The organism is Streptomyces sp. NPDC046860 (assembly GCF_040645115.1).
GTDB lineage: Bacteria > Actinomycetota > Actinomycetes > Streptomycetales > Streptomycetaceae > Streptomyces.
In genome coordinates this window covers 20,148-45,578 of sequence record NZ_JBEYXQ010000029.1, presented here as the reverse complement: position 1 = coordinate 45,578, position 25,431 = coordinate 20,148, and the positions used below count along the sequence as shown (strand labels likewise).

Below are 25,431 nucleotides of genomic sequence, written 5' to 3'. Positions count from 1 at the left end.
TCTCGGTCGATCCGCAGCCAGCGGGTCCCAGGTCGGCCCGAAGGGCGCCGGGCCCCCATCCGCCGGGTGGGAGCCGCGGGAAACGCGGGGGAGAACCGCCGAAAAGCGCGCTCCTGCCCAGCTCGCCTGCTTCCCACACCTCCCGAGGCCCGCGCCGCCGCGTCATCGCAGGCCGTGACCACTATGGTGGGTGCCTGCGCACGACATGAAGGGGCAGCAGTGAACGACGGCGACGGGACCCTCGCGGCCAAGGCCCAGGGGCGGCAGTTCGGTCCGCTCGGCACGGCCTTGGTGATCATTCCGACCTACAACGAGGCGGAGAACATCAAGACCATCGTGGGCCGGGTACGCAAGGCCGTCCCCGAGGCGCACGTCCTCGTGGCGGACGACAACAGCCCGGACGGCACCGGCAAGCTGGCCGACGAGCTGGCCGTCGCGGACGACCACGTCCAGGTGCTGCACCGCAAGGGCAAGGAGGGGCTGGGCGCCGCCTACCTCGCCGGGTTCCGCTGGGGGATGGAGCACGGCTACGGCGTCCTGGTCGAGATGGACGCCGACGGCTCCCACCAGCCCGAGGAGCTGCCCCGCCTGCTGACCGCGCTCAAGGGCGCCGACCTGGTGCTCGGCTCGCGCTGGGTGCCCGGCGGCCGGGTCGTGAACTGGCCGAGGTCCCGCGAGGTCATCTCCCGCGGCGGCAGCCTGTACTCGCGCATCGCCCTCGACCTGCCGCTGCGCGACATCACCGGCGGCTACCGCGCCTTCCGCGCCGAGACGCTCCAGGGGCTCGGTCTGGAGGAGGTCGCCTCCCAGGGCTACTGCTTCCAGGTCGACCTGGCCCGCCGCGCGGTCAAGGCCGGATACCACGTGGTTGAGGTCCCCATCACCTTCGTGGAGCGCGAGTTCGGCGACTCCAAGATGAGCCGGGACATCCTCGTCGAGGCCCTGTGGCGGGTCACCGCGTGGGGCGTGGGCGACCGCGTGGGCAAGATCAAGGCCAAGGGCAAGTAGCGCCCGGCGGGTCCGGCCGGGCGGACGGCGGTCCACCCCTTACGCGGCGCTCAGCCGGGCCCAGGCACACTGGAAGCATGACGACTGGCGCATCCACCCCTCCCCGCTCCGGGCGGCCCCGGCGTTCGGCGCTCCGCAGGTATCTGCCCCTGGGCATCGCCGCCTGGCTGGTGCTGGAGATCTGGCTGCTGATCCTGGTCGCGGACGCGGCCGGGGGCCTCGCCGTGTTCCTGATCCTGGCCGCGGGCTGCGTCGCGGGAGCGGTCGTCGTCAAGCGGGCCGGCCGCCGTGCCTTCCGCAACCTCGACGAGGCGCTGCGGCGCGGCACCGCGCCCTCCTCGGGCGGGGGGAGCAACGGCCTGCTGATGCTCGCCGGACTGCTCCTGATGCTCCCCGGCATGCTCTCCGACGTGGCCGGACTGCTGCTGCTCCTGCCCCCGGTGCAGCACCTCGTGCGCGGCCGTACCGAGCACCTGGTGAACCGCCGCCTGGGCGGGGCCGCGCCGGGCTCCTTCGGTGACGCCTTCCAGCAGGCCCGGATCCACCGCCCCGACGGCAAGGTGGTGCAGGGCGAGGTCGTCCGCGAGCGGCGCGACGACTCCACCGACTCCACCGACGAGCCCCGGCCGCCGCTGAACCGCTGAACGCCCCAGGGCCGCTGGGCGGCGTGGGCGGCCCGGACAACGAAGAACCGCGGGCTCCGTACATCCTGAAATGTACGGCGCCCGCGGTTCTTCTGTGCGCTCGATACGGCGCTGCCCCTCGGGGCTACGCCGACTTGCGGCTGTCGCGCGGGTGTACCGCGATGTTCATCGCGCCCGAACGAAGGACCGCCAGACGCTCCTCGAGGACCTCTTCGAGTTCCTCGCGGGTGCGTCGTTCCATCAGCATGTCCCAGTGGGTACGCGCGGGCTTGGCCTTCTTCTCCTCAGGGCCGTCGCCGTCGACCAGGAGTGCCTGGGCCCCGCAGACCTTGCACTCCCACTCCGGCGGAATCTCCGCCTCGACCGAGAAGGGCATCTCGAAACGATGCCCCTTCTCGCATGCGTACTCCACGGCCTGGCGCGGGGCCAGGTCGATACCGCGGTCCGTCTCGTAGCTGGTCACCACGAGGCGCGTACCGCGAAGAGCTCGCTCACTCATGAATCGTGCCTCCCGGGCTTGTCGCCCACAGGACAGGTGTCGCTGTCGTCGTCATCCGGTCAACGTCCGGTCGGCGGTAAAGATTCCCGTTCCGAGTCCCGTTCCGGGTCGTGCGTCGCCGTCGTAGCCGCCCCTTGTTGTACCCACACACGCCCGGTTTGTCACATCTACACGCAGATATGACCCAGCGTTTCGCTGTCTTTGACGCGCAGTAACGGTACGCCTGGCAGGCCAAACGCGTACACTACCGCCCTTTCGTGTTGAACGCTAAATCCTCTCGGGGACCGGATTCCCCGCCTCGCCGATCGCACGCCGCACCGGCACCCGCGCCAGCAGCACGAAGCCGATCACGAAGAAGGCCACCAGCGAGACGATGGCCGAGCGGTAGCTCCCGCTGAGCTGGTAGGTCACCCCGAACAGCAGCGGGCCGAGCCAGCTCATGCCCCGGTCGCTCAGCTCGTACGCGGAGAAGTACTCCGCCTCCTTGCCCGGCGGGACCAGGTGCGAGAACAGCGAGCGGGACAGCGCCTGGCTGCCGCCGAGCACCAGGCCGATCCCGGCCGCCAGCACGTAGAAGAACACCGGCGCCCCGGCCGGCAGGAAGTACCCGGCCGCCAGTGTGAGCGTCCAGGCGACCAGGGAGCCGAGGATCGTGCGCTGCGCGCCGAAGGTCCGCGCGAGCCGGCCCATCGCCAGCGCGCCCGCCACCGCCAGCACCTGCACCAGCAGCACCGCGCCGATCAGCGTGGACTGGCCGAGCCCCAGCTCCTCCGAGCCGTACACCGACGCCTGGGTGATCACCGTCTGGATGCCGTCGTTGTAGACGAGGTACGCCAGCAGGAAGGCCAGGGTGCGGGGGTGGCGGCGCATGTCCCGCACCGTCGCCGCCAGCTGGCGGAGCCCGGTCGGGGCGGTGCCCTCCACGCGCGCGTGCCGGTCGCGCAGCCGGCGCAGCGGCACCAGCGCGAAGGCGCCCCACCACAGCCCGGCCGACGCCAGGCACACCCGCACGGCGGCGGTCTCCGACAGGCCGAAGGAGTCGTGCGCCGAGTACAGCACCAGGTCGGCGACCAGCATCAGGGAGCCCGCCGCGTAGCCGAAGGCCCAGCCGCGCGAGGAGACCGCGTCGCGGTCGGCGGGCGGGGCGATCTGGGGCAGGTAGGAGTTGTAGAGCATCATCCCGACCGACTGCGCGGCATTGGCCACCACCAGCAGCAGCCCGCCGAGCAGGTACCGGTGGCCGTCCAGGAAGAACATGCCCGCCGTCGCGGCCGCCCCGGTGTACGCGGCCGCCGCCAGGAGCGGCTTCTTGCGCCCCGTGCGGTCGGCCAGGCTGCCCACCAGGGGCATCACCAGCACCGCGACGATCACGGACAGGGAGACCGCGTAGGCGAAGAACGAGCCCGCCCGCACCGGCAGGCCGAGCGGATGCACATAGCCCCCGGCGTCCGCCGCGTTCCGGGCCACCGCGGTCAGGTACGGGCCGAGGAACACGGTCAGGACGCTCGTGGAGTACACCGAGCACGCCCAGTCGTACACGTACCAGCCGCGCTGCTCGCGCCGCAGCGCGGCCGTCTCGTCGGGCGCCTTCGCCCGCACGGTGCCGATGCCCACCCCGCGCCCTCGCTTTCCCCGCGCCGTGCCCGCCGAGGCGGGGGAGGCGTCGCGGGGTCCGGTCATACCCAGACGCCGCGGTCCTCCATGACCTCGCGCAACGTGTCGATGTGATCGGTCATGATGCCATCGACCCCCAGATCCAGGAGCCGGTGCATCCGCTCCGGTTCGTTGACCGTCCAGACGTGCACCTGGAGCCCGCGCGCGTGCGCCTCGTCCACGAAGCGCCGGTCGGTCACCGGGACACCCGACTGGGCCTCGGGCACCTGTGCCGCCACCGCCGAGCCGCGCACCGGGGCGGGCAGCCCCCAGGAGCGCAGCCGCAGTCCCAGCACACCGAGGGTGCCCAGGGAGGTGGCCAGCCTCGGCCCCGCCAGCCGCTGCGCGCGCCGCACCCGCGCCTCCGAGAAGGAGCCCAGACAGACCCGGTCCCAGGAGTCCGTCCGCGCGAGAAGGTCGAGGAAAGGACCGAGGGCGGCCTCCGCCTTGACGTCCACGTTCCAGCGGACCCGCGGGAACGTCTCCAGCAGCTCCTCGAAGAGCGGTACGGGCTCCGCGCCGCCCACGCGCGCGCGGGCGACCTCCGCCCACGGCAGGTCGGCGATGCGGCCGGTGCCGTCGGTGACGCGGTCCAGGGACTCGTCGTGGAAGGCGACGAGCGCGCCGTCCGCCGTGAGATGGACGTCGGTCTCGATGTAGCGGTACCCGCGCTCCACCGCCCGGCGGAACTGCGCCACGGTGTTCTCCACCCCCGCGGCCGCCCCGCCCCGGTGGGCGAAGGCGATGGGGCCGGGATGGTCCAGGTACGGATGGCGTATCGGCTCGGTCACGGGCGCAGTATCGCGTGCTCCGGCGCCCCGGCGGCGACCACCCCGGCCGGGGCGGGCAGCGGCCGGAGCGCGAACACGCGCAGGAAGAACTGGGCGAGCGGACCGATGCACAGCGCGTACAGCACGGTGCCGATCCCGACCGTGCCGCCGAGGGCGAAGCCGGTCGCCACGACGGTGACCTCCACGCAGGTGCGGATCAGCCGGATCGAGCGGCCGGTGCGGCGGTGCAGGCCGGTCATCAGGCCGTCGCGCGGGCCCGGACCGAAGTCCGCCGCGATGTAGAGGCCGGTCGCCGCGCCGTTGAGCACGATCCCCGCGACCAGCAGCGCGATCCGCGCCGCCAGGCCGTGCGCGTCCGGCAGCACGGACAGGGTGGCGTCCATGGCGAAGCCGATCACCAGCACGTTGGAGACCGTGCCCAGGCCGGGCCGCTGGCGCAGCGGTATCCACAGCAGCAGGATCGCGGCGCCGAGCAGGGTCAGCACCACCCCCATGCTCAGCCCGGTGCGGGCGGCCAGTCCCTGGTGCAGCACGTTCCACGGCTCCAGGCCCAGGCCCGACCTGACGAGCAGGGCCGAACTCGCCCCGTACAGCGCGAGTCCGGCGTAGAGCTGGAGCAGCCGGCGGGCCAGACGGCCGGGAGTGGACATGGGAAACCCCCCTGGGGTGGTGACAGTGGCCTGACCCGTGCCACTCTGTGGCTTGGGACGAAAAGTCATCCATGGCCAATTCGGGGAAGGTGGACTGATCTGCATGGCGCATTGGACCTCGGCGGTGGGTGCGGCACAGCTCGCCCGCCTGCTCGGCTCCCAGCAGGACCGCCCCGGCGGCCCCGGCACGCGCCGACCGCCCGCCTACCGCGCCCTGGCCGACGGCATCCGGCTGCTCGTCCTGGAGGGCCGCGTCCCCGTCGCGGCCCGGCTGCCCGCCGAACGCGAGCTGGCCCTCGCCCTCTCCGTCAGCCGCACCACCGTCGCCGCCGCGTACGAGAACCTGCGCGCCGAGGGCTTCCTGGAGTCCCGGCGCGGCGCGGGAAGCTGGACGGCCGTCCCGGCGGGCAACCCGCTGCCCGCGCGCGGGCTGGAGCCCCTCCCGCCCGAGTCGCTCGGCTCCCTGATCGACCTGGGCTGCGCGGCCCTCCCGGCGCCCGAGCCCTGGCTCACCCGCGCGGTCACCGGCGCGCTGGAGGACCTGCCGCCCTACGCCCACACCCATGGCGACTACCCGGCCGGACTGCCCGCGCTGCGCGCCATGATCGCCGAGCGGTACACCGCGCGGGGCATCCCGACCATGCCCGAGCAGATCATGGTGACCACCGGCGCCATGGGCGCCATCGACGCCATCTGCCATCTCTTCTCGGGCCGGGGCGAGCGGATCGCCGTGGAGTCGCCGTCCTACGCCAACATCCTGCAGCTGATGCGGGAGGCGGGCGCCCGGCTCGTCCCGGTGGCCATGGCCGAGGGGCTGACCGGCTGGGACCTCGACCGCTGGCGCCAGGTGCTGCGCGAGGCCGCGCCCCGGCTCGCCTACGTCGTCGCCGACTTCCACAACCCGACGGGCGCGCTGGCCGACGAGGACCAGCGGCGCCGGCTCGTGGACTCCGCCCGCGCGGCCGGGACCGTGCTGGTCGCGGACGAGACGATGAGCGAGCTGTGGTTCGAGGAGGAGCTGGGCCGGGCGATGCCCCGCCCGATGTGCGGCTTCGACCCGGCCGGTTCGACGGTCATCACGGTCGGCTCGGCCAGCAAGGCGTTCTGGGCCGGGATGCGCATCGGCTGGGTCCGGGCCGCCCCGGACGTCATCCGCAGCCTGGTCTCCGCGCGCGCCTACGCCGACATGGGCACCCCCGTCCTCGAACAGCTCGCCGTGCACTGGCTGTTCAGCAGCGGCGGCTGGGAGCAGGCCGTGGCGCTGCGCCGGGCCCAGGCCCGCGAGAACCGCGACGCCCTGGTCGCGGCCCTGCGCCGGGAGCTGCCCGGCTGGGAGTACGAGGTGCCCTCCGGCGGTCTGACCCTCTGGGTGCGCGCCGGGGGACTGTCCGGGTCCCGCATCGCCGAGGCGGGCGAGCGGGTCGGCGTGCGCGTCCCCTCCGGGCCCCGGTTCGGCGTCGACGGCGCCTTCGAGGGGTACCTGCGGCTGCCGTTCACCGTGGGCGGCGCGGTCGCGGACGAGGCCGCGTCCCGGCTGGCGGCGGCCGCGCGGCTGGTGGAGTCGGGGGCCACCGGGGGCGGGGAGGCGCCGGGGGCGTTCGTGGCCTGAGCCCCGCGGGGAGCGCGCCCGGCGGCTCCCCCTCCGTGCGGAACGCGCGTGCCCGCTCCGGTGGCCGGAGCGGGCACGCGCGTCTTCTACGGGATCAGGCCCGGTCCGCCGGTACCGCGTCGGCGGGTTCGGCCGGGGAGACGACCTCCGGGGAGCGGGGCGGTTCCGGCTCCGCGGGAGCCGTGCGGGCCGGGAGCAGGGACAGCACGGCCCGGCGGTCCGCTTCGGGGGCCGCCTCGTCGTAGGGGTCCGGGGTGGCTGGTACTTGGAGGCGGTGGACCGGCCCGGAGCCGAGACGGGCGTAGCCGCGGCCGGGGGGAATCCGGTCCGGCGGGGTGGTGTGCGCGGGGGCGCCCAGGGTCGCGGCGACCTGGTCGGGGGAGGCCGGGCCGAGGACCACCCGGGCGCGGGCGTGCTGGCCGACGGCCTCGCTCAGATGGTCCGCGCTGTCGAACTGCTCGGCGACGACCACGGTCACGCCCGCCGCGCGGCCGTGCCGCAGCGGGACCTGGAGCAGGGCCTGCGGGTCGGTCCGGTGCTCCGCCTCGGCGAGGTGGGTGAAGACGGTCGGGCGGTCCAGGAGGATCCACAGGGGACGCGTGGTGTCCTCGGGCGGCGGACCGCCCGCCTGCCGGGCCTGGTTGACCGCGATGAGCCGCCGCTCGGTCTCCTGGGCGGCCCACTCCAGCCCGGTCACGGCGCCGGCCGGAGCGCACTCCACGGCGAGCACGCCCTCCCGGCCGACGAGGCAGGAGTAGTCCCCGGCCCCGCCGCCGTCGACGATCATCACGTCGCCGTGCCGCAGCGCCTGGAGGGCGAGGGAGCGCATCAGCGTGGACGTGCCGCTGCCGGGGTGCCCCATGATCAGCAGATGGGGTTCCGGCGAGCGGTTGCCGGTGCGCCAGACCACCGGAGGCATGTCGCACCGCTCCTCGCCGTAGGAGAGCGGGAGCGTGCGCTGGACCTCGTCGGGGTCGGTGAAGCCGAGCACCGTCTCACCCGGGGCGGTGACGAAGTGCTGGGCGGTGACGCCGGTGGGCAGGGGGGCCAGGGCGTTCAGCGTGAGCCGGTTCGCCTCCTCCTCCCAGGTGAAGCGGTACTCCCGGCCCCGCCCGGCCTTCGCGGTCAGCAGCCGTTCGACGCCGGCCCGGCTCTCCGGGTCGCCGTCCGGGAAGTACGCCGGGTAGCGGATGACGATCAGCTCCAGGCGGCCGCCCTCGTCGAAGCCGTGCTCCGCGAACACCGCGTCCCACTCGCCGCCGTGCGTGTACATCGGCGCCGGGTCGTCGGCGGTGGAGAAGCAGGGCACCAGCGCCTCGTACAGCGACTGGAGCCGTTCGGTCTGCGCGGGGTCGGGGCCCTCGGGCGCGGCCGGGGCGTGGTCGCGCCCGTACCAGGCCGCCGCGACCATCAGGCTCACGGCGGCCAGCAGCGGGCCGTACGGCATCAGTGCCACCGCCATGACCACGGCGGCCGCCAGGAACAGCAGCGGCCCCCGCTTGTCCTTCGGGGTCGCCGCCCACTTGGCCCGCCCGGCCAGAGCCAGCCGGCGCAGGCCGCGCGAGATGGTGATCAGCGGGTGGAGGACGTCCGTGGCGCTGTCCGCCGCCGTCCGGGCCAGCTCCCGGCTCCGGGCGATCTGCAGCCGGGCGATCTGCGCGCTGTCCTTGCTCAGAATGCGGGGGAGAGGCCGGGCCACTGCTGTCTCCTGTTGGTGCGTACGGGCGTGGGGAGCTCCCCCTCGGCCGGGACCCGCCGGTCCGCGTCGCCTCGGGGGAGAGGGGGCTTCAGAACTTGATGCCGCCGAGAAGGCTCGCCAGGCTCTCGCCGCCGGCCTTGATGCTGGGGGCGATCGCCGTGCTGGCCAGGTAGAAGCCGAACAGCGCCGAGACGACGGCGTGCGAACCCTTGAGCCCGTCCTTGCGGAAGAACAGGAAGACGATGATGCCGAGCAGGACCACGCCGGACATGGAGAGGATCATTTGGGACCTCCTGGTGTCGAAGGGGGGACAGTCACCATGAGTACTTCCAGGATCACAGAATGTATCCATACGATAAAAGGTGCAAGTGGGTGAAATTCGCCGTTTTTCCCACGGGTGGGGGAGCCGCCGGTCACCCGGCCGGGCAGGGCGCCCACGCCGCCGCGCGAGCCAGTACGCTGGCGATTCACCCGAACGGAAGTCATGAGAGGCGGTCCGGCCGATGAGCGAAGCCCCCGACCCGGAGGTCGTGGAGCTGGCGACCAAGATCTTCGATCTGGCCCGGCGGGGACGGACCGAGGAGCTGGTGGCCTACGTCGACGCGGGCGTGCCGGTCGGACTCACCAACGACCGGGGCGACTCCCTCGTGATGCTCGCCGCCTACCACGGGCACGCCGACGCGGTCCGGGCGCTGCTCGCGCGCGGCGCCGACGCGGACCGGATCAACGACCGGGGGCAGACCCCGCTCGCCGGGGCCGTCTTCAAGGGCGAGACGGCGGTCATCCGGGCCCTGCTCGACAGCGGCGCCGATCCGGCCGCGGGCACGCCCTCGGCCGTCGACACCGCACGCATGTTCGGCAAGACGGAACTGCTGGAACTGTTCGGCGCTCACTGATCCACGAGCGACCGCCTCCACCAGGGGGCACGGAACGACGGGGGGAGGCGGAGGGGGACCGCCGGGAAATACGGTCGCGGCGGCACAAACCGCGGGTCATCATGACGACGTGATTCACGGACGCGATGGCTGGGCAGGTGTTGCCGCACCACGCGGGCCGTGAAGCGGCCCGCAAGGGGCCCCGACGAGAGGCAGAGGGAAATGGGAAGCAGCAAGCAGAAGACGGCGGGCGCTCCGACGTTGTGTCACGCGGCCAGGTGATGCGTGTTCCCCGGTTGCGTCGACGCTTGATGTGAGGCTGTTTCCCATGTTCGATCCGGTCATAGCGCCCAGCGGTACCCTGCTCGGCCTGCTTCAGCGGGGCCGGGGTGACGGCACCCTGCACGCGCTCACCGCCCCCCGCGCGGAAGCGCTCCAGACCCTCGACCACTGCGTCCTCCACGACCCCCGCCACGACTGGCAGGTGGAGAACCGCTCCCTGTACTACGCGCGCCTCTACCTCGACCTCAACGGCGAACTGGACGCCATCGAGGCGCATCTCCTCGACCCCGAGGACGCCCTGGACCCCGACGAGTCCCGCACCGGACTCGCCCTCGCCGTCCTCGGCCACCTCGCCTCCTACGGCAGGCTCGACGCGCTCGCCCTGCTCCGCCGGTACGCGGCCAGGGGCGCCAACTGGGCCTGGGCGCTGGACGAGCTGGCCCTGCGCGACGACGACGCGGGCCTGCGCGCCCTCGCCGCCCCCGTGCTGGCCCGCTTCGGCACCGACCCGGCGGGCGAGGCCGAACTCGCCGCCGCCGTCCGCGACGCCTTCGAACCGAGGCCCTGGCGGCTGTGGGCCGACGACCCGCGCGAATCCGTCTCCACCCGCGTGCGGGCCGCCCGCGAGGCCGGCAGCTTCGACCGCTGGCAGCGGCAGATGCGGCCCACCGGGCCCCGGCCCGGCTGGAGCGTGAGCGCGGTCTTCGAGTGGGCCCAGCAGGGCATCGAGCGCGGCGCCGCCCTCCATGTCCCCGCCGCCCGCTGCCTGGTCGCCGTCGCGGCGCCCGAGGACCGGCCGGAGATCCTCGCCGCCGCCCGCGCCGGCACCGACGGCGCCCGCTGCACCGCCCTGCGCTACCTCGCCGACAGCGAGGCCCCCGAGACGCTCGACCTGATCGAGGCCGCCGTCACGGACGGCACACGGGCCGTCGTGGACGCCGCCCTAGACGCCTTCGAGCGGATGCGCACCCCCGCCGCCGTCGACCGCGCCCGCCGCTGGGTCCAGCGGCCCGACGCGCTCGGCGCCGCCGCCGGACGCGTCCTCGCCTGCCGGGGCGGCGCCCAGGACAGCGACCTCGTCCTCGGCGCCCTGCGCGAGGCCGTGCGGGGCGAGGGGCCCGACGCGCCCACCCTGTGGACCCTCGTCGACGGCGCCGGGCGCCTCGGCATCGTCTGCGCGGCACCCGTACTGCGCCACGTCTACCGGGAGACGGCCTCCTCCCATCTGCGCGGCCGTGCCGCCCGCGCGCTGGCCGCCACCGACCCCTCCTTCGCCTCCGGGTTCGCCGTCGAGTGCCTCTGGGACTGCGAGGAGACCACCCGCGAACTGGCCGCCCGGCACGCCGAGACCGGCGACGCCCGCGTCGTCGAACGGCTGCGCCGCCTGGCCGCCGACCCCGCCGAGGAGGACGAGGTCCAGACGGCGGTGCGCAGCCGCTTCGACCAGGACCCGCAACCCCTGTGACCGGCCGGGCCGGGGGCTCGCCGGTACCCCGGTGAGCCCCCGCGCTCAGCGGCGGCGCACGGGCACGAAGCGCAGCGGTGTGCCCGGCCTCGCCTGGGCGGCGGCCGAGAGGTCCGCCGGGTGCACCACCGCCGGGACCGGGTAGCCGCCGGTGGTGGGATGGTCGGCCAGGAAGACCAGCGGGAGGCCGTCCGGGGGGACCTGCACCGCGCCCAGGACCATGCCCTCGCTGGGCAGTTCGCCCGCACGGGCGCGTTCCAGCGCGGGGCCCTCCGTGCGCAGGCCGATGCGGTTGCTCGCGGGGGAGACCCGGTACGCGCGCGTGGTGAGGTCGCCGAGGGCGCGCGGGGTGAACCAGTCCTCGCGGGGCCCGAGTGTGATCCGCAGGACCAGTTCGGCCGGCGGAGCGGGCTGCGGCGCGAGGTCCACGCGGGCGGGAGGGGCGCCCGGGGGGCCCAGGGGAAGCACGGTGCCGTCGGTCAGCGGCGCGGGGCCGAGGCCCGACAGGAGGTCCGTGGACCGGCTGCCGAGCACCGGGTCCACCGCGACGCCCCCCGACACGGCGACGTAGGAACGCACCCCCGCCACCGCCGCCCCCACCTGAAGCACCTCACCGGCGGGCACGCGGACGGGCGCGCCCCAGGGCGCCGGGCGGCCCCCGACCGCGACCGGGCAGGGCGCGCCGCCCACCGCGACGGTGACCGTCGAACGGGCCCGCACGGCACAGCCGTCGAGCGTCGTCTCCAGAACGGCCGCGTCGGGGGAGTTGCCGGCCAGCCGGTTGACGAGCGCCGCCGCGGGCGGGTCCAGCGCGCCGGAGCGGGGCACGCCCAGGTGGGCGTGGCCGGTCCGGCCCCGGTCCTGCACGGTCGTCAGCGCTCCCGCGCGTACCACCACCAGCGCACGGTCCGTCACGCGTCCTCCACCGGGGCGAAGCGCACCCGCGTGCCCGGCGCCAGCAGGGCGGCCGGTTCGCGCGCGGTGTCCCACAGCACGGCGTCCGTGCGGCCGATGAGCTGCCAGCCGCCCGGCGAGGAGCGCGGGTACACGCCGGTGTACGGCCCGGCCAGCGCGACCGACCCGGGCGGCACCGCCGTACGGGGGGTGGCCCGGCGCGGCACGCTCCGGTGGCCGGGCAGGCCGGTGAGGTAGCCGAAGCCGGGCGCGAAGCCGCAGAAGGCCACCGTGAACTCGGTGCCCGCGTGGATCGCGGCCGCCTCGCGCGGCGTCACCCCCCAGTGCGCGGCCACCTCGGCGAGGTCCGGCCCGTCGTAGCGCACCGGCAGCTCCACCGGGGCGGACCGGACCCGGGGCGCGGACGGCACCTCGGCGACGGCCAGTTCGGCGGCCCGGCGTACCGGGTCGTCCACGCCGTCGAGCAGGACCGTACGGGCCGCCGGGACGATCTCGCGGGCCCGCAGCGAGCCCTCCGCGCGCCGCCGCAGCAGCTCCGCGTGCAGGGCCCGCGCCTCCTCGGCCGAGGCGACCTCCACCAGCAGCGCGTGCTCGCCCATCGGCAGCGCCCTCACGCGAACGCCTCCACCGGCACGCCCGCCGAGGCCAGCCGGGCGCGCACCCGCCGGGCCAGATCGACCGCGCCGGGGGTGTCGCCGTGCAGGCACAGGGAACGGGCCCGTACCCGGACGCGGGCGCCGGAGAGCGCGGTCACCTCCCCGGAGCGGGCGAGGTCCAGCGAGCGGGCCACCACCGCCTCCGCATAGCTGATCACGGCACCCTCGCGGTCACGCGGCACGAGGGTGCCCTCGTCGGTGTACGCGCGGTCCGCGAACGCCTCCGGGACGGCGCGCAGGCCCGCCTTCGCGGCCACGTCCAGCAGACGTGACCCGGGCAGTCCCAGCACCGGCAGCCGGGCGTCCGCGAGGAGCACCCCCTCGACCACCGCGCGGGCCTGCTCCTCGTCGCGCACGACCCGGTTGTAGAGCGCGCCGTGCGGCTTCACATACGCCACGTGGGCGCCGGCCGCCCGCGCGAACACCTCCAACGCGCCGATCTGGTAGGCCACTTCGGCCGTCAGTTCGGCGGGCGGCACGTCCATCGCGCGGCGCCCGAAACCGGCCAGGTCCCGGTAGGACACCTGGGCGCCGACACTCACCCCACGCGCGGCCGCCAGGTCGCACACCCGGCGCATGGTGGCCGCGTCCCCGGCGTGGAAGCCGCAGGCCACGTTGGCGCTGGTGACGACGGACAGCAGCCCCTCGTCGTCGGTCAGCCGCCAGCGGCCGAAGCCCTCGCCGAGGTCGGCGTTGAGATCGACCGGCTCGATCGCGGTCATCGGGTACGGCACCTCCGTCGTGTCGGTCATCCGGATCAGTCGACCCCGGCCACGCGGTACTGCTCGTCGCGCGCGTCGGTCAGGAACATCTGCCCCGGCGCGTGCGTGAGGGCGAACGGCGGCCGGGACGCCGTCACCGCCGCCTGCGGGGTCACCCCGCAGGCCCAGAACACCGGTACGTCGTCCGGCGCCATCTCCACCGGATCGCCGAAGTCCGGCCGGTCCAGGTCCGCTATGCCGAGACCGGCCGGGTCGCCGCAGTGCACCGGGGCGCCGTGCACGGCCGGGAGCATCCCGCTCTCCCGGACCGCGGCCCGCAGGTGCGCCGGCGGCACCGGACGCATCGACACCACCATCGGCCCGCGCAGCCGCCCCGCCGGGCGGCACTGCCGGTCGGTCACGTACATCGGGACGTTGCGGCCCTGCTCGACATGGCGGATCGGTACGCCCGCCCCGGCGAGCGCCCACTCGAAGGTGAAGCTGCACCCCAGCAGGAACGCCACCAGGTCGTCCCGCCAGTAGGCGCGCGCGTCGGCCGGCTCGGCCACCAGCTCGCCGTCCCGCCACACCCGGTAGCGGGGCAGATCGGTGCGCAGGTCCGCGCCCGGCGCGAGGACGGTCGTGACCGCGCCCGCGTCCGTCACGTCCAGCACCGGGCAGGGCCGGGGGTTGCGCTGGCAGAACAGCAGGGTGTCGTAGGCCCAGTCGGCGGGCACCGCGATCAGGTTGGCCTGGGTGTGGCCCGCGGCCACGCCCGCCGTGGGGCCCGTGAGGCCCGCCCGGAAGCGGGCCCGCGCGGCCGCCGGGGTCCACTCGCGCGCGCCGGGCTCGGCCAGGGCCACCGGGCGGTCGCCGGTCAGGTCGGCGCGCGTCATGCCAGTTCCCGGCCGCGCGTCTCCGGCAGGCCGAACAGCGCCAGCGCCGCCAGCCCGTACCCCGCCGCGCCGAACGCCAGCGCGCCGCCGACGCCCCAGCTGTCGGCCAGGAAGCCGACCAGCGTCGGGAAGACCGCGCCCACCGCCCGGCCGGTGTTGTAGGTGAAGCCCTGGCCCGTGCCGCGCACCGGGGTCGGGTACAGCTCGCTCAGGTAGGAGCCGAAGCCGCTGAAGATGGCCGACATGCAGAACCCGAGCGGGAAGCCCAGCACCAGCAGCAGCGTGCCCGAGCCGGGCGGGATGTTGGCGTACGCCAGCACGCAGACCGCCGACAGCAGGGCGAACAGCCAGATGGTGCGGCGCCGGCCCAGCTTGTCGGTGAGATGGCCGCCCGTCAGGTAGCCGAGGAAGGCCCCGGAGATCAGCAGCGCCAGATAGCCGCCGGTGCCGACGACCGACAGGCCCCGCTCGGTCTTCAGGTACGTCGGCACCCAGGTCGCCAGGGTGTAGTAGCCGCCCTGCACACCGGTCGACAGCAGGCTCGCGAAGAGGGTGACGCGCAGCAGGCCCGGAGACTCCGGCGTGCCCGGCCGGAAGATCGCCGCGAACGAGCCGCGTTCCGGGCTGCGTTCGCGGGCCGCGGCGGCCTCGGGCGCGTCGTGCACCCGGCGGCGCAGCCAGAGCACCAGCAGGGCGGGCAGCGCGCCGGTCCAGAACAGCACCCGCCAGGCCAGGTCCTCGTCCACGAAGGAGAACACCAGGGTGTAGACGATCGCGGCCATACCCCAGCCGACCGCCCAGGAGCTCTGCACGACGCCGAGGGTGCGCCCCCGGTGACGGGCGCTCGCGTACTCGGCGACCAGGATCGCCCCGACGGCCCACTCGCCGCCGAAGCCGAGCCCCTGGAGGGCCCGGAAGACCAGCAGGGACTCGTAGTTGGGGGCGAAGCCGCAGGCGACCGTGAACACCGCGTAGGTGACGACGGTGATCATCAGGGCGCGGACCCGGCCGATCCGGTCCGCGACCACGCCCGCCAGGGCGCCGCCGAGCGCGGACAGCACCAGGGTGACGGTGGTGAACAGGCCGGTCTGGCCGCTGTCCAGGCCGAAGTAGGCCGACAGCGCGACCATGCTCAGCGGCAGCGTGAAGTAGTCGTAGGAGTCGAGGGCGTAGCCGCCGAAGGCTCCGGCGAAGGCGCGGCGGCCACGCGGGCCCAGGGCCCGCAGCCAGCCGAACGGACCCTCCTCCTGTGCGGGTCGCTCCGGGACGACGGTCAGTTCGGGCGGGGCAGTCGTGCTCATGGGCGGCACCTCGCTGAAGCGTGAGGGAGGGGTGCGGATCGGTGAGCAGTGCGGGGTCGTGCCGTGCGGGACGTGCGGGGGGACGTGCGGTGCGGGACCTCGTGGGGAGGGCCGTGCGGAGCACCGTAGAGGATTGTTCAACGATCCTTCAATAGGTACGTTGTCCCGGACCCGGCTCTGCGGTTGAATTCCGGGCATGGCAGAGCAGTCGACCCAACTCGCCGAGGACCGGGCCCTCCTGGGCCGGACCAGTACCGCCGAACGCGTCTCCGACATCCTCCGCAACCGCATCGCGGAGGGCTATTTCCCGCCGGGCGCCCGGCTGTCCGAGGACAGCATCGGCGGCGCCCTCGGGGTGTCCCGCAACACCCTGCGCGAGGCGTTCCGGCTGCTCACCCATGAACGGCTGCTCGTCCACGAACTCAACCGGGGTGTCTTCGTCCGGGTGCTCAGCGTCGCGGACGTGGAGGACATCTACCGCACCCGGTCCCTGGTCGAATGCGCCGTCGTACGCGGCCTCGGCGAGCCGCCGTACCCCCTCGACGCGCTCGCCGCGGCCGTCGCCGAAGGGGAGTCGGCCGCGCGGGAGAACGACTGGAAAGCGCTGGGGACGGCCAACATCCACTTCCACCGGGAGCTGGTCGCGCTGGCCCGCAGCGAGCGCACCGACGAGCTGATGCGCACCGTCTTCGCCGAACTCCGGCTCGCCTTCCACCTCGTCGACCACCCCCGCCGCCTCCACGAGCCCTACCTCGGCCGCAACCGCCAGATCCTCGACGCCCTGCGCGACGGCGACCGCGGCGGGGCGGAGGAACTGCTGTCGACCTATCTCTCCGACTCGCTCGAACGCGTGCTGGAGGTCTACCGGCGGCGGGTCGACGAGGAGTGAGACGACTGCCCGTGAGGGGGGTCTCGCGCCGCTGTGACGGCCGTCGCTTCCGCACCGTTTGGGTTGTTGTCGCACCGAGGACCTAATCTGTGCACCGTGACTTCGCCTGCACCGACGGACAGCGTTCCGCCCCAGCTCAGCGCGGCGCCGCGCCCCGCGCCGGGCCCGGCCGCCGACGAGGGCCTGGCGCGGCGGCTGCGCGCGCTCGCCTGCACGGCCCCGCTGCACGACCTGGACGCCCGCAAGGCCAACCTCGCCGGTGAGTACTCGACGTACGGCATGGCCGAGGTGGCGCTCGCCGCCATCGACCTCGTCACGCTCAACATGGACTTCGACACGGGCGCCGACCACGAGCAGATCGTCGCCCGGCTCGTCCCGCGCATCACCGCCCAGGCCCCGCACCGCACCACCGCCGAGCACGAGCGCGTGGCCCGCTGGGTGCTGGAGAACCTGATCAACGTCGGCAGCGCCGACCGCGGCTTCCGCGCGGTGTACGGCACCTTCGCCTCCGACGGCACCTACGTCCGGCGCGACTACGACTTCAAGCTCGTCGAAGAGGTCCCCGGCCCCGGCGGCACGGTCTACCTGCGCACCACCGACGAAGCCGTCAACGTCCTCGTCGGCGCCCTGGACACCGACGTCACCAGCGCCCAGATCGCCGCCGAGGTCAAGCTGGAGGTGCTGATCAACCGGGGCCGGCTGGCCGACGCCCAGCTCGCCGCCGAGCAGGCCCGCTACCGCACCGTGCAGTACTCCGAGACCCTGCGCCGCGCCCTGGACGCCACCCGGCGCAACGTCCGCGCGGTCGACTGGCTAAACTCCGTGCCCGACATGATCGCCGAGGCGCTGGACCACGTGGCCGACCGCTACCGCCACGAGAACGCGATCCTCACCAACATCCGCAAGGCCCGCGACGAGACCGAGGAGCCGGAGCACAAGCGGCGCGCGGCCGAACTGGTCGACATCGTCAAGGACTGTATCCGCCGCCACACCCAGCTCCAGTCCCGGCTGCTGGAGGCCGGGCCGCTGTTCCGCGCCGAGCAGGACCGGCAGGCGTTCGCCGCACCCACGGGCACCTCCGGCATGGACCTGTACGGCCACCTGGTCGCCCCCGTGCTGCCGCTGCCGCTCCAGCGGGCGATCCGGGTCACCGACGCGTTCTTCGCCGCCGGGGCGGGGCTGCGCACGCCGGTGGCGGTTCGGGTGGGCGACCTGGTCGACATACTGCTGACCCCGCCGGTCGAGCGGGAGCATCTCGGGGCGGAGATGCCCGAGCCGGACCTCATCGCCACGCCGGACGACAGCCGGTTCTCGGAGGAGCAGGTCGCCGCCGCTCGCGCTCTGCTGGACCTGCCGGCCGACGCTCCCCGGAGGCTGTCGGGGCTGCTGGCCGATGCCCGCGCGGCCGAAGGGTTCGAGCTGGCCTATCTCGTCGCGCTGATGGCCATTCACGCGGCCAGTCCCGCTGTAGGTACCGCCTACCGGCAGGGCGAGGAGAAGCTGTTGTTCGCGGTGGACGACGGTACTCAGCTGGACGACCCCGACTTCGGCGGGGCGGATCTGATCGTGGGGACCGCTCTGCTGGACGCCGTCGGGATGGCCAGCGACCGGGCGGTCGCGGGATGATCCCAAGTTTCGAGTTCAAGGAGTTTACGTCGTGACCGAGCACGTCGAGTGGAGTGACGTCGAAGCGCCGGCGCCGCCGCCGGCCGTCACCCCCGCCGACGCCGCCGACGCGGCCCGGCTCGTCGCGTTCGGGCTCCAGCCGAAGCTGCAGCCCGCGCGGGACCAGGAGTACGCCGAACTGCTGCGCCGCTACCGGGAGGACGGCTCCTTCGCCCGGCTCGCCGACGCCGTGGCGACCGGGCTCGGGCTCGTCGTGCTGGAGGTGTCGCCCCGGGCCGGAATGGCCGTGACGGCCGCCGAGGACTCGGTGTTCGCCGTGCGCATGGGCGACTACGCCCGCCGCGCCACCGCCGACTCCGCCGACCGGTTCCTGCACGGCCTCGCCCATCTCGCCGTGGCCGCCCTGGCGTTCCCGCGCCCCGAGGACCTCGCCGACGACTCCTACATCGGCCGCGTCACGGTCAACGGCGTCGACGCCTTCGTACGGCAGGCGTGCCGCAGGCTGGAGGAGCGGGCCGAGCAGTCCGGGGAGAACACCGACCCGGTGACCGACGCCCCCGGCCTGGAGGCCGCCTGGCGCATCTGGGCCCGGCGCAGCGCCACCGGCGCCACCAAGGACGCCCGGCGCCCGGCCGCCTCCACCACCGGCATCGTCGCCAAGGCCCTCGGCTTCCTCACCGACTCCGGCTTCCTCCAGCGCACCGGGGACGACCACGGCGGCACCTACCGCACCACCGCCCGCTACCAGCTCCAGGTGCGGGACATGGCGGGCGGCGCCGCGCTCGCCGAACTGCTCGAACTGGGCGTCGTACCCGAGACCGGCGGTACCGCCAGCCTGCTGCCCGCCGAGGACACCGACGACCTCGACCTGGTGGCCGACGCCGGACTGCCCTTCCACTCCTGACCCCGCCCGCACCTTTCCGAAGCCTTACGACGAGAGTCCGCCATGTACGAGCTGTCCCGCGTCCGCCTCTACTCCATCGGGCCCGCCGGCGCGCGCTACGCCGACACCGTGCTCGACATGCGCGGCGTGGGCGCGCCGGTGCCCGACCCGGCCCCCACCCAGGCGGAGTTCTTCGAGGAGGAGCCGGTCGGCCCGCCGCGCCGCCCCGCGCCCGCCGGTGTGCTGTTCCTGGAGAACGGCGGCGGCAAGTCCGTACTGCTCAAGCTGATCTTCTCGGTCATGCTGCCCGGCCACCGCAACACCCTCGGCGGCGCCAGCTCCGGCGTGCTGCGCAAGTTCCTGCTCGCCGACGACTGCGGGCACGTCGCGCTGGAATGGCAGCACGTGCAGACCGGCGAGTGCGTCGTCGTCGGCAAGGTCAGCGAGTGGCGCGGACGCCAGGTCTCCAACGACCCGCGCAAGTTCGCCGAGGCCTGGTACTCCTTCCGGCCCGGCCCCGGGCTGAGCCTGGACAGCCTGCCCGTCGCCGAGTCCACCGCGGTGCGGCCCATCGTGGAGGGCGCCTCCGGCGCGCAGGGGCGCCGCCGCACCATGAAGGGCTTCCGCGACGCCCTCACCGAGGCGGGCAAGAACTACCCGCACCTGGAGGCGCACTGGGAGGAGACCCACGAGCGCTGGACCGAGCACCTCGGCGACCTGGGCCTGGACCCCGAACTCTTCCGCTACCAGCGGGAGATGAACGCCGACGAGGGCGAGGCCGCCGGCCTCTTCGCGGTCAAGAAGGACTCCGACTTCACCGACCTGCTGCTGCGCGCCGTCACCGACACCCGTGACACCGACGGCCTCGCCGACCTCGTCAGCGGCTTCGGCAACAAGCTCGGCCGCCGCGCCGAACTCATCGCCGAACGCGACTTCACCGCGGGCTCGGTCGACCTGCTCGGCCGCATCGTCGAGGCCGCCGACGCCCGCACCCGCGCGCGGGACGTGCACACCGGCGCCGAGCGCCGCACCCGCCACCTGGCCCGGCGGCTGTCCGCGCGCGCCGTGCGCGAGCGGGTCCGCGCCTCCGACCTCGCGCAGCGCGTCACCGCGGCCGCCTACGCCGTCACCCACTCCGAGGGCGCCCGCGAACGCAGCTCCCTGGTCGCCGCCGAACTCGCCTACCGGCACGCCTCGCTGTCCCTCGCCGCCGCCGAGAAGGCCGCCGCCGCGCAGAAGCGCGAACTGGCCGACGCCCGCACCCTGTACTCCGCCTGGCAGGCCGCCGAGGCCGTACTGCGCCACCGCGCCGCCGCCGACCGGGTCGCCCGGGTCTCCGTCGCCATCCAGGAGGCCGAACGGGACGCCGCGCCCGCGCTCGCCGCCCGCGCCAAGGCCGCCGTCGACCTCGTACGCGCCCTGCACGCCGCCGCCCAGAACGCCGAGGCCCTCGCCAACGAGGAGGAGGAGCGCTCCGCCGCCCTCCAGGAGGTCAGCGACAGCGCCTACCGCGACTCCACCTCCGCCGCCACCGACGCCCAGCGCGCCCGCAGCGAGATCGGGCACCTGCGCCAGCGCCTCACCGAGGTCGAGCAGGAGACGGCCGAGGCGGTCCGCGCGGGCTGGCTGGACGACAGCGCCCCCGACGCCGACCCCGCCCGGGCCGCGCTCGCCGCCAGCGACGCCGAGAAGACCACCGTCGCCGCCTGGGACACCGCCCGCGAGGCCGCCCGCACTGCCGTCGAGCACGCCCGCGAGACGGCCGCCGCCGAGTCCCGCGCCGAACTGACCGCCGCCCGCGCGGCCGACGCCGCCACCGCCGCCGAACGCGCCCACACCGCCGAGCGCCGCCTCGCCGAGGCCCTGGCCGCCGAGGAGCGGCTCGCGGAACTGCTCAGCCTGCCCGCCGCGGGCGTCGCCCGCTCGGCGATCCCGGCCCCGCGCGACGGCTCCGGCTCCGGCTCCGGTGACCCCGTACACGGCTCCGCCGCCGAGGGCCCGCTCACCGCCGAGGAGCTCGACCGCTTCGCCGACGAGCTGCGCGGCCTCCTCGACGACGCCGTCTCCACCGCCGAGCGCACCCTGTTCGACCTGCGCACCGCCGCGGCCGACGACACCCGCATCCTCTCCGCCCTCGGCGACGGCGGCCTGCTGCCGCCCGGCCCCGACGTGCTGGCGACCGTGGAGTTCCTCGGCGAGCACGGCATCCCCGCCCTGCCCGGCTGGCGCTACCTCGCCCAGGCCGTCGACCCCGCCGACCACGCGCGCGTGCTCGCCACCCGCCCCGAGCTGGTCGACGGTGTGATCATCACCGACCCCGACACCCACGTCCGGGCCCGCGAGGCCCTCGGCGAGGCGGCCCTGCTGCCCCGCTCCGCCGTCGCCGTCGGCACCGCCGCCGCCCTGCTCGCCCCGGCCCCCGCCGCCGACGCGCAGCCCACCGACGTCTTCCTGGTGCCGCCGAACCCGGCCATGCACGACGAACACGCCGCCGACGAGGAACGCCAGGCCCTGCGCGCGCGGGCCACCGAACGCGACGACGAGATCCGTACCCTCGCCGCCCGCCTCGGCAAGGACCGCGAACTCGCCGCCCGCCTCGCCTCCTGGCGCACCGGCTGCCCCGCCGGGCGGATCGTCGAACTCGCCTCCGGCGCCGAGGAGGCCCGCGCGTTCGCCGAGGAGACCGAGGCCGAACTCACCGACGCCCGCGTCACCCGCGCGGAGGCCGAGGAGACCGCCGCCGAGGCGACGCGGCTGCGCGACGAACGCCAGGAGGCCGCCCAGCGCGCCAGCCGGGTGGCCGACGCCCTCGCCGGACTCGCCCACCGGCTGCGCGAACGCGCCACCTGGCAGGTCAAGCTCCGCGAACTCGCCGACGACGCCGCCGAGTCCGAGGCCCGTACCCAGTCCTGCCTGGAACGCGCCCGCGCCGCGGACGAGGACCGCCGCGCCACCCAGCGCGCCGCCGACGACGCCCGCCGCACCGCGCGCGCCCTGCGCGCCGAGCGCGCCGAGATCGCCGGCGCCCCGGACGACGTGCCGGAGGCCGAGGACGGCGCCCCGAAGGCGTCGCTGCCCGCGCTGCGCGAGGCATACCGGGCCGCCTCCCAGGTGTACGAGAAGGTCGGCGTCGGCGCCGACCTGCGCGCCGAACAAGCCCGCGCCGAGAGCGACGAGAGCGGCGCCCGCGCCGACCTCGACCGGCTCAGCAACAAGGTCCGCACCCGCGCCGAACAGCTCCTGCAGTCGCCCGACGGCTCCGACGGCCCCTCCCGCCAGTCGGCCGCCGCCCGTGCCGAGGAACTGGTGCAGCTGCTGGAGACCCGCATGTCGACCGCGAGCGAACAGCTCGGCCGGCTGCGCGGCGAGGCCGAACGGCACGCCCCCGAGGAGGGCGAGGCCCACACCGAGCTGTCCGAGGAACTGGTCCCGCGCGACGCCGAGCACGCGCAGGCCCTGCTGCGCACCGCCACCGCCGAACTCGCCACCCGCACCGAGGCGCTGACCGAGGCCCGCGCCGCCCACGCCGAGCTCCAGCAGGCCCACCGCTTCGCCGAGGACGCCGCCGGAGGCTTCGACGAGACCGCCGCGATGCTCCGCGACCTGCTGCGCGAACCGGCCGCCGAGGAGGAGGGCGAGGACGGCGACCCGTACCCCGGCACCCTGGAGGAGGCCCGGCAGTCGGCCGCCGAGGCCCGCCGCTCGCTGCGCGGCTGCGCCGCCGACCTCTCCGCCGCCGACACCGCTGTCCGTGAGGCCAGTGACATCCTGGTCCGGCACGCCAACTCCACCCGCTACGAGCAGGTCCGCACGCCCGCCCGGCAGCAGATCCGCGAACTGCCCGCCGCCGCGCTGCCCGAGCACGCCCAGAAGTGGGCCGACGCCTTCGCACCCCGGCTGCGCGTCCTCACCGACGAGCTGGCCCAGCTGGAGCGCAACCGCGACTCGATCGTGGACCGGCTCCGGGGCCTGGTCGAGTCCTCCCTCGCCACGCTCCGCTCCGCCCAGCGGCTCTCCCGGCTGCCCGAGGGGCTCGGCGAGTGGTCCGGCCAGGAATTCCTGCGCATCCGCTTCGAGGAGCCCGACCAGGCCACGCTGACCGAGCGCCTCGGCGAGGTCATCGACGAGGCCACCCGCGCGGCCGTCAAGAAGAACTCCGACCTGCGCCGGGACGGCATGTCCCTGCTGCTGCGCGGAGTCGCCGCCGCCCTCCAGCCCAAGGGCATCGCGGTGGAGATCCTCAAGCCGGACGCCGTGCTGCGCGCCGAGCGCGTCCCCGTCGGCCAGATGGGCGACGTCTTCTCCGGCGGCCAGCTCCTGACCGCCGCCATCGCGCTGTACTGCACGATGGCCGCCCTGCGCTCCAACGACCGGGGCCGCGACAAGCACCGGCACGCGGGCACGCTGTTCCTCGACAACCCCATCGGCCGCGCCAACGCCACGTATCTGCTGGAGCTCCAGCGGGCCGTGTCCGACGCGCTCGGCGTGCAGCTGCTGTACACCACCGGCCTGTTCGACACCACCGCGCTGGCCGAGTTCCCGCTGGTCATCCGGCTGCGCAACGACGCCGACCTGAGGGCCGGGCTGAAGTACATCAGCGTGGAGGAACACCTGCGGCCCGGCCTGCCGCAGCAGCCGCAGGCCGGGGACGCGGTGCGCAGTGAGATCACCGCGACCAGGATGTTCAAGCGGCCGTCGGCGGGGGTGTCCTCAGTCTGAGGCGGGCGCCGGCCGGGAGGTCTGAGCCGGGACCTCCAGCCGGTGTTCGGCCAGCACGCCCGTCCGGTGCCGCTGGACGAACCAGTAGTACGCGAAGCCGCCGCCCGCGATCACGGCCACGAACAGCACCGCGCCCCACCGCAGGTACCAGTGGTAGGGCGCGGTGGCGTTGTAGACCGCCGGGCGCGGCCAGATCAGGTTCAGCGTCATCCCGGCGCCCCACACCACCGCGACCAGGTTGACCGGCAGTCCCCAGCGGCCCAGGGAGAACCTGCCGCCGCCGGCCGGGGTCCACGTGCCGCGCAGCCGGGCCACCAGCATCGGCGCGGTGACGCCCAGGTAGGCCAGGTAGATCATGATGATGCCGATGCTGGTGACGACGGTGAAGATCTGCGGCTGGCGGATGTTGACCACCAGGATCGCCAGCGCGAGCACCCCGATCACCACGGCCGGCACCACCGGCGTGCGGAAGCGGGGGCTGACCCGGGCCAGCAGCGAGGACGCGGGCAGGTTGTTGTCCCGCGCCATGGCGAACGCCAGCCGGATCGCCGCGGTGTGCACGGCCAGCGCGCACACCGTGACCGCGATCAGCACGCACCACAGCATGCCCTTGCCCGCCGTCGGACCGAGCACGTCCAGCACCACGTACTGCAGCCCGTCCGTGGACAGCTTGTCGCCCTTGAGGCTGGAGACGCTCATCAGCGCCAGCAGCAGCACCAGGCCGCCCAGCACGAACGAGGCGATGATCGCGCGCAGGATGGCGCGGGGCGCGTTGCGGGACGGGTTCAGCGACTCCTCGCCCAGCGAGGCCGCCGTGTCGAAGCCGTACATGACGTACGCCGACGCCAGCGACGCCACCAGGAACGCGCCGAGGTAACCCGCGCCGTGGCCCGCGCCGGTGCCGTTGGTCTCCAGCACGACCTGCGGGCCACGGGTGATGTGGACGGCGAGCATGACGATCAGCACCACACTGGCGACCAGCTCGATGAACACCCCCGCGGTGTTGATCCTGGCCATCAGCTTCACCCCGAAGGCGTTGACCAGCGTGGTGAACAGGATCAACACGGTCGCGAGCACGACCGCGTTGGTCGCCACGTCGTAGGTGCCGGTGCCGTCCCCGACGAACTGGAAGGCCGACGATATCTGCGGCAGCGTCAGCTGGTAGGCCAGCGCCACCGCCGCGATCGACACGATGGACGCGACCAGCATCATCCACCCCGCCAGCCAGCCCAGATGCGGATTTCCGATCCGCTTCGACCAGTTGTAGACCGAACCCGCCACCGGATGGCGGGCCGCCAGCTCCGCGAAGCACAGGGCCACCGCGAACTGGCCCACGAACACCAGCGGCCACGACCACCAGTAGGCGGGGCCGCCGCTGCCGTAGCCGAAGTAGAAGAGCTGGAAGGTGCCGGTCAGGATCGAGATGTAGCTGATCCCGGCGGCGAAGGTGTGGAAGTTGCCCAGCGTGCGCTTGAGTTCGGGCCGGTACCCGAACTCCGCGAGTTCGCTGTCGTCGTGCCCGTGCGTACCTGACGGTGGTGCTGCCTTGGTCATCGGTGTGACTCCTGAGGGCAGAGGGAAACGGGAGCGGCCGTGTCCTACCCCGGTTCGCGGCTCACGGAGCCTCTTCGCCCAGCATCCGCAGCAGCCACGCGTGGAACGCCCCGATG

The 25,431-nt window shown here is 74.4% G+C and carries 21 protein-coding genes; 9 read left to right on the top strand and 12 right to left on the bottom strand.

The features are described from left to right. The first annotated feature begins 219 nt into the window (after window positions 1-219). Both ABZ898_RS28310 and fxsA read left to right on the top strand, forming a co-directional pair. Window positions 220-1,008 carry a polyprenol monophosphomannose synthase gene (locus ABZ898_RS28310; protein ID WP_361664818.1) on the top strand — a complete coding sequence of 263 codons (789 nt, stop codon included), beginning with the start codon at window positions 220-222 and terminating at the stop codon, window positions 1,006-1,008. Between the two features lie 77 nt (window positions 1,009-1,085). Beyond that, window positions 1,086-1,652 (top strand): FxsA family membrane protein, encoded by a 567-nt coding sequence (gene fxsA / locus ABZ898_RS28305; protein WP_361664815.1) that lies wholly within the window; start codon window positions 1,086-1,088, stop codon window positions 1,650-1,652. A 124-nt stretch (window positions 1,653-1,776) separates the two neighbouring features. Here fxsA and ABZ898_RS28300 read toward each other — a convergent pair whose 3' ends face one another. The 4 genes from ABZ898_RS28300 to ABZ898_RS28285 all read right to left on the bottom strand — a co-directional run bounded on the left by ABZ898_RS28300 (window position 1,777) and on the right by ABZ898_RS28285 (window position 5,245). Continuing rightward, window positions 1,777-2,151, bottom strand: coding sequence for an RNA polymerase-binding protein RbpA (locus tag ABZ898_RS28300; protein ID WP_003977404.1), 375 nt, complete (start codon window positions 2,149-2,151; stop codon window positions 1,777-1,779). Window positions 2,152-2,418: 267 nt separating this feature from the next. Beyond that, on the bottom strand, window positions 2,419-3,765 hold the full coding sequence (locus tag ABZ898_RS28295) for an MFS transporter (protein ID WP_361664855.1): 1,347 nt from the start codon (window positions 3,763-3,765) through the stop codon (window positions 2,419-2,421). Window positions 3,766-3,827: 62 nt separating this feature from the next. Beyond that, window positions 3,828-4,595: a glycerophosphodiester phosphodiesterase gene (locus ABZ898_RS28290; protein WP_361664813.1), complete on the bottom strand. Its 768-nt coding sequence runs from the start codon at window positions 4,593-4,595 to the stop codon at window positions 3,828-3,830. Beyond that, the gene (locus ABZ898_RS28285) at window positions 4,592-5,245 is read right to left on the bottom strand and encodes a hypothetical protein (protein WP_361664810.1); all 654 of its coding nucleotides are present in this window, start codon (window positions 5,243-5,245) and stop codon (window positions 4,592-4,594) included. Before ABZ898_RS28285 ends, ABZ898_RS28290 begins: the two co-directional genes overlap by 4 nt. A 103-nt stretch (window positions 5,246-5,348) precedes the next feature. Between ABZ898_RS28285 and ABZ898_RS28280 the strand changes: the two genes are divergently transcribed. Further along, on the top strand, window positions 5,349-6,854 hold the full coding sequence (locus ABZ898_RS28280; protein ID WP_361664807.1) for a PLP-dependent aminotransferase family protein: 1,506 nt from the start codon (window positions 5,349-5,351) through the stop codon (window positions 6,852-6,854). Window positions 6,855-6,948: 94 nt separating this feature from the next. Here the strand turns inward: ABZ898_RS28280 and ABZ898_RS28275 are convergent, their stop codons facing one another. Next, window positions 6,949-8,553, bottom strand: coding sequence for a hypothetical protein (locus ABZ898_RS28275; protein ID WP_361664804.1), 1,605 nt, complete (start codon window positions 8,551-8,553; stop codon window positions 6,949-6,951). An 88-nt stretch (window positions 8,554-8,641) separates the two neighbouring features. Then, complete coding sequence (locus ABZ898_RS28270) at window positions 8,642-8,836, bottom strand: hypothetical protein (RefSeq protein WP_030810431.1); 195 nt, start codon at window positions 8,834-8,836, stop codon at window positions 8,642-8,644. Window positions 8,837-9,056: 220 nt separating this feature from the next. Between ABZ898_RS28270 and ABZ898_RS28265 the strand changes: the two genes are divergently transcribed. Further along, entirely contained in the window at window positions 9,057-9,449 is a 393-nt protein-coding gene (locus tag ABZ898_RS28265) for an ankyrin repeat domain-containing protein (RefSeq protein WP_361664802.1), read from the top strand. Between the two features lie 307 nt (window positions 9,450-9,756). Beyond that, on the top strand, window positions 9,757-11,175 hold the full coding sequence (locus ABZ898_RS28260) for a HEAT repeat domain-containing protein (protein ID WP_361664799.1): 1,419 nt from the start codon (window positions 9,757-9,759) through the stop codon (window positions 11,173-11,175). Window positions 11,176-11,220: 45 nt separating this feature from the next. Here ABZ898_RS28260 and ABZ898_RS28255 read toward each other — a convergent pair whose 3' ends face one another. From ABZ898_RS28255 to ABZ898_RS28235, 5 genes are read right to left on the bottom strand one after another with little or no spacing between them, the layout of a single operon-like run. Further along, the gene (locus ABZ898_RS28255; RefSeq protein WP_361664796.1) at window positions 11,221-12,090 is read right to left on the bottom strand and encodes a biotin-dependent carboxyltransferase family protein; all 870 of its coding nucleotides are present in this window, start codon (window positions 12,088-12,090) and stop codon (window positions 11,221-11,223) included. After that, the gene (locus ABZ898_RS28250) at window positions 12,087-12,704 is read right to left on the bottom strand and encodes an allophanate hydrolase subunit 1 (RefSeq protein ID WP_361664793.1); all 618 of its coding nucleotides are present in this window, start codon (window positions 12,702-12,704) and stop codon (window positions 12,087-12,089) included. The genes ABZ898_RS28255 and ABZ898_RS28250 overlap by 4 nt, the downstream gene beginning before the upstream one ends. Next, window positions 12,701-13,459: a 5-oxoprolinase subunit PxpA gene (locus tag ABZ898_RS28245; RefSeq protein ID WP_361664852.1), complete on the bottom strand. Its 759-nt coding sequence runs from the start codon at window positions 13,457-13,459 to the stop codon at window positions 12,701-12,703. Before ABZ898_RS28245 ends, ABZ898_RS28250 begins: the two co-directional genes overlap by 4 nt. Window positions 13,460-13,503: 44 nt before the next feature. Further along, a complete protein-coding gene (locus ABZ898_RS28240) occupies window positions 13,504-14,343 on the bottom strand; it encodes a putative hydro-lyase (RefSeq protein WP_361664790.1) in 840 nt (279 codons plus the stop codon). Further along, complete coding sequence (locus ABZ898_RS28235) at window positions 14,340-15,644, bottom strand: MFS transporter (protein ID WP_361664787.1); 1,305 nt, start codon at window positions 15,642-15,644, stop codon at window positions 14,340-14,342. The genes ABZ898_RS28240 and ABZ898_RS28235 overlap by 4 nt, the downstream gene beginning before the upstream one ends. 196 nt (window positions 15,645-15,840) lie before the next feature. Here ABZ898_RS28235 and ABZ898_RS28230 point away from each other — a divergent pair, with 196 nt between their 5' ends. The 4 genes from ABZ898_RS28230 to ABZ898_RS28215 all read left to right on the top strand — a co-directional run bounded on the left by ABZ898_RS28230 (window position 15,841) and on the right by ABZ898_RS28215 (window position 23,761). After that, window positions 15,841-16,533, top strand: coding sequence for a GntR family transcriptional regulator (locus ABZ898_RS28230; protein WP_361664784.1), 693 nt, complete (start codon window positions 15,841-15,843; stop codon window positions 16,531-16,533). Window positions 16,534-16,629: 96 nt separating this feature from the next. Then, the gene (locus ABZ898_RS28225; RefSeq protein ID WP_361664781.1) at window positions 16,630-18,159 is read left to right on the top strand and encodes a hypothetical protein; all 1,530 of its coding nucleotides are present in this window, start codon (window positions 16,630-16,632) and stop codon (window positions 18,157-18,159) included. Window positions 18,160-18,190: 31 nt separating this feature from the next. Further along, window positions 18,191-19,063 (top strand): hypothetical protein, encoded by an 873-nt coding sequence (locus tag ABZ898_RS28220; RefSeq protein ID WP_361664778.1) that lies wholly within the window; start codon window positions 18,191-18,193, stop codon window positions 19,061-19,063. A 42-nt stretch (window positions 19,064-19,105) separates the two neighbouring features. Then, window positions 19,106-23,761 carry a hypothetical protein gene (locus tag ABZ898_RS28215; protein ID WP_361664776.1) on the top strand — a complete coding sequence of 1,552 codons (4,656 nt, stop codon included), beginning with the start codon at window positions 19,106-19,108 and terminating at the stop codon, window positions 23,759-23,761. Here the strand turns inward: ABZ898_RS28215 and ABZ898_RS28210 are convergent. Beyond that, window positions 23,753-25,315, bottom strand: a complete 1,563-nt coding sequence (locus ABZ898_RS28210) for an amino acid permease (protein WP_361664774.1) — start codon at window positions 25,313-25,315, stop codon at window positions 23,753-23,755. The genes ABZ898_RS28215 and ABZ898_RS28210 overlap by 9 nt on opposite strands. Window positions 25,316-25,431 lie beyond the last annotated feature (116 nt).

What these genes read in the sequence shown, in the direction of transcription:
- fxsA (WP_361664815.1), top strand. Translation starts at nt 1,086, where the DNA reads ATGACGACTGGCGCATCCACCCCTCCCCGCTCCGGGCGGCCCCGGCGT.
- ABZ898_RS28300 (WP_003977404.1), bottom strand. Translation starts at nt 2,151, where the DNA reads ATGAGTGAGCGAGCTCTTCGCGGTACGCGCCTCGTGGTGACCAGCTAC.
- ABZ898_RS28285 (WP_361664810.1), bottom strand. Translation starts at nt 5,245, where the DNA reads ATGTCCACTCCCGGCCGTCTGGCCCGCCGGCTGCTCCAGCTCTACGCC.
- ABZ898_RS28280 (WP_361664807.1), top strand. Translation starts at nt 5,349, where the DNA reads ATGGCGCATTGGACCTCGGCGGTGGGTGCGGCACAGCTCGCCCGCCTG.
- ABZ898_RS28270 (WP_030810431.1), bottom strand. Translation starts at nt 8,836, where the DNA reads ATGATCCTCTCCATGTCCGGCGTGGTCCTGCTCGGCATCATCGTCTTC.
- ABZ898_RS28265 (WP_361664802.1), top strand. Translation starts at nt 9,057, where the DNA reads ATGAGCGAAGCCCCCGACCCGGAGGTCGTGGAGCTGGCGACCAAGATC.
- ABZ898_RS28260 (WP_361664799.1), top strand. Translation starts at nt 9,757, where the DNA reads ATGTTCGATCCGGTCATAGCGCCCAGCGGTACCCTGCTCGGCCTGCTT.
- ABZ898_RS28240 (WP_361664790.1), bottom strand. Translation starts at nt 14,343, where the DNA reads ATGACGCGCGCCGACCTGACCGGCGACCGCCCGGTGGCCCTGGCCGAG.
- ABZ898_RS28235 (WP_361664787.1), bottom strand. Translation starts at nt 15,644, where the DNA reads ATGAGCACGACTGCCCCGCCCGAACTGACCGTCGTCCCGGAGCGACCC.
- ABZ898_RS28230 (WP_361664784.1), top strand. Translation starts at nt 15,841, where the DNA reads ATGGCAGAGCAGTCGACCCAACTCGCCGAGGACCGGGCCCTCCTGGGC.
- ABZ898_RS28215 (WP_361664776.1), top strand. Translation starts at nt 19,106, where the DNA reads ATGTACGAGCTGTCCCGCGTCCGCCTCTACTCCATCGGGCCCGCCGGC.
- ABZ898_RS28210 (WP_361664774.1), bottom strand. Translation starts at nt 25,315, where the DNA reads ATGACCAAGGCAGCACCACCGTCAGGTACGCACGGGCACGACGACAGC.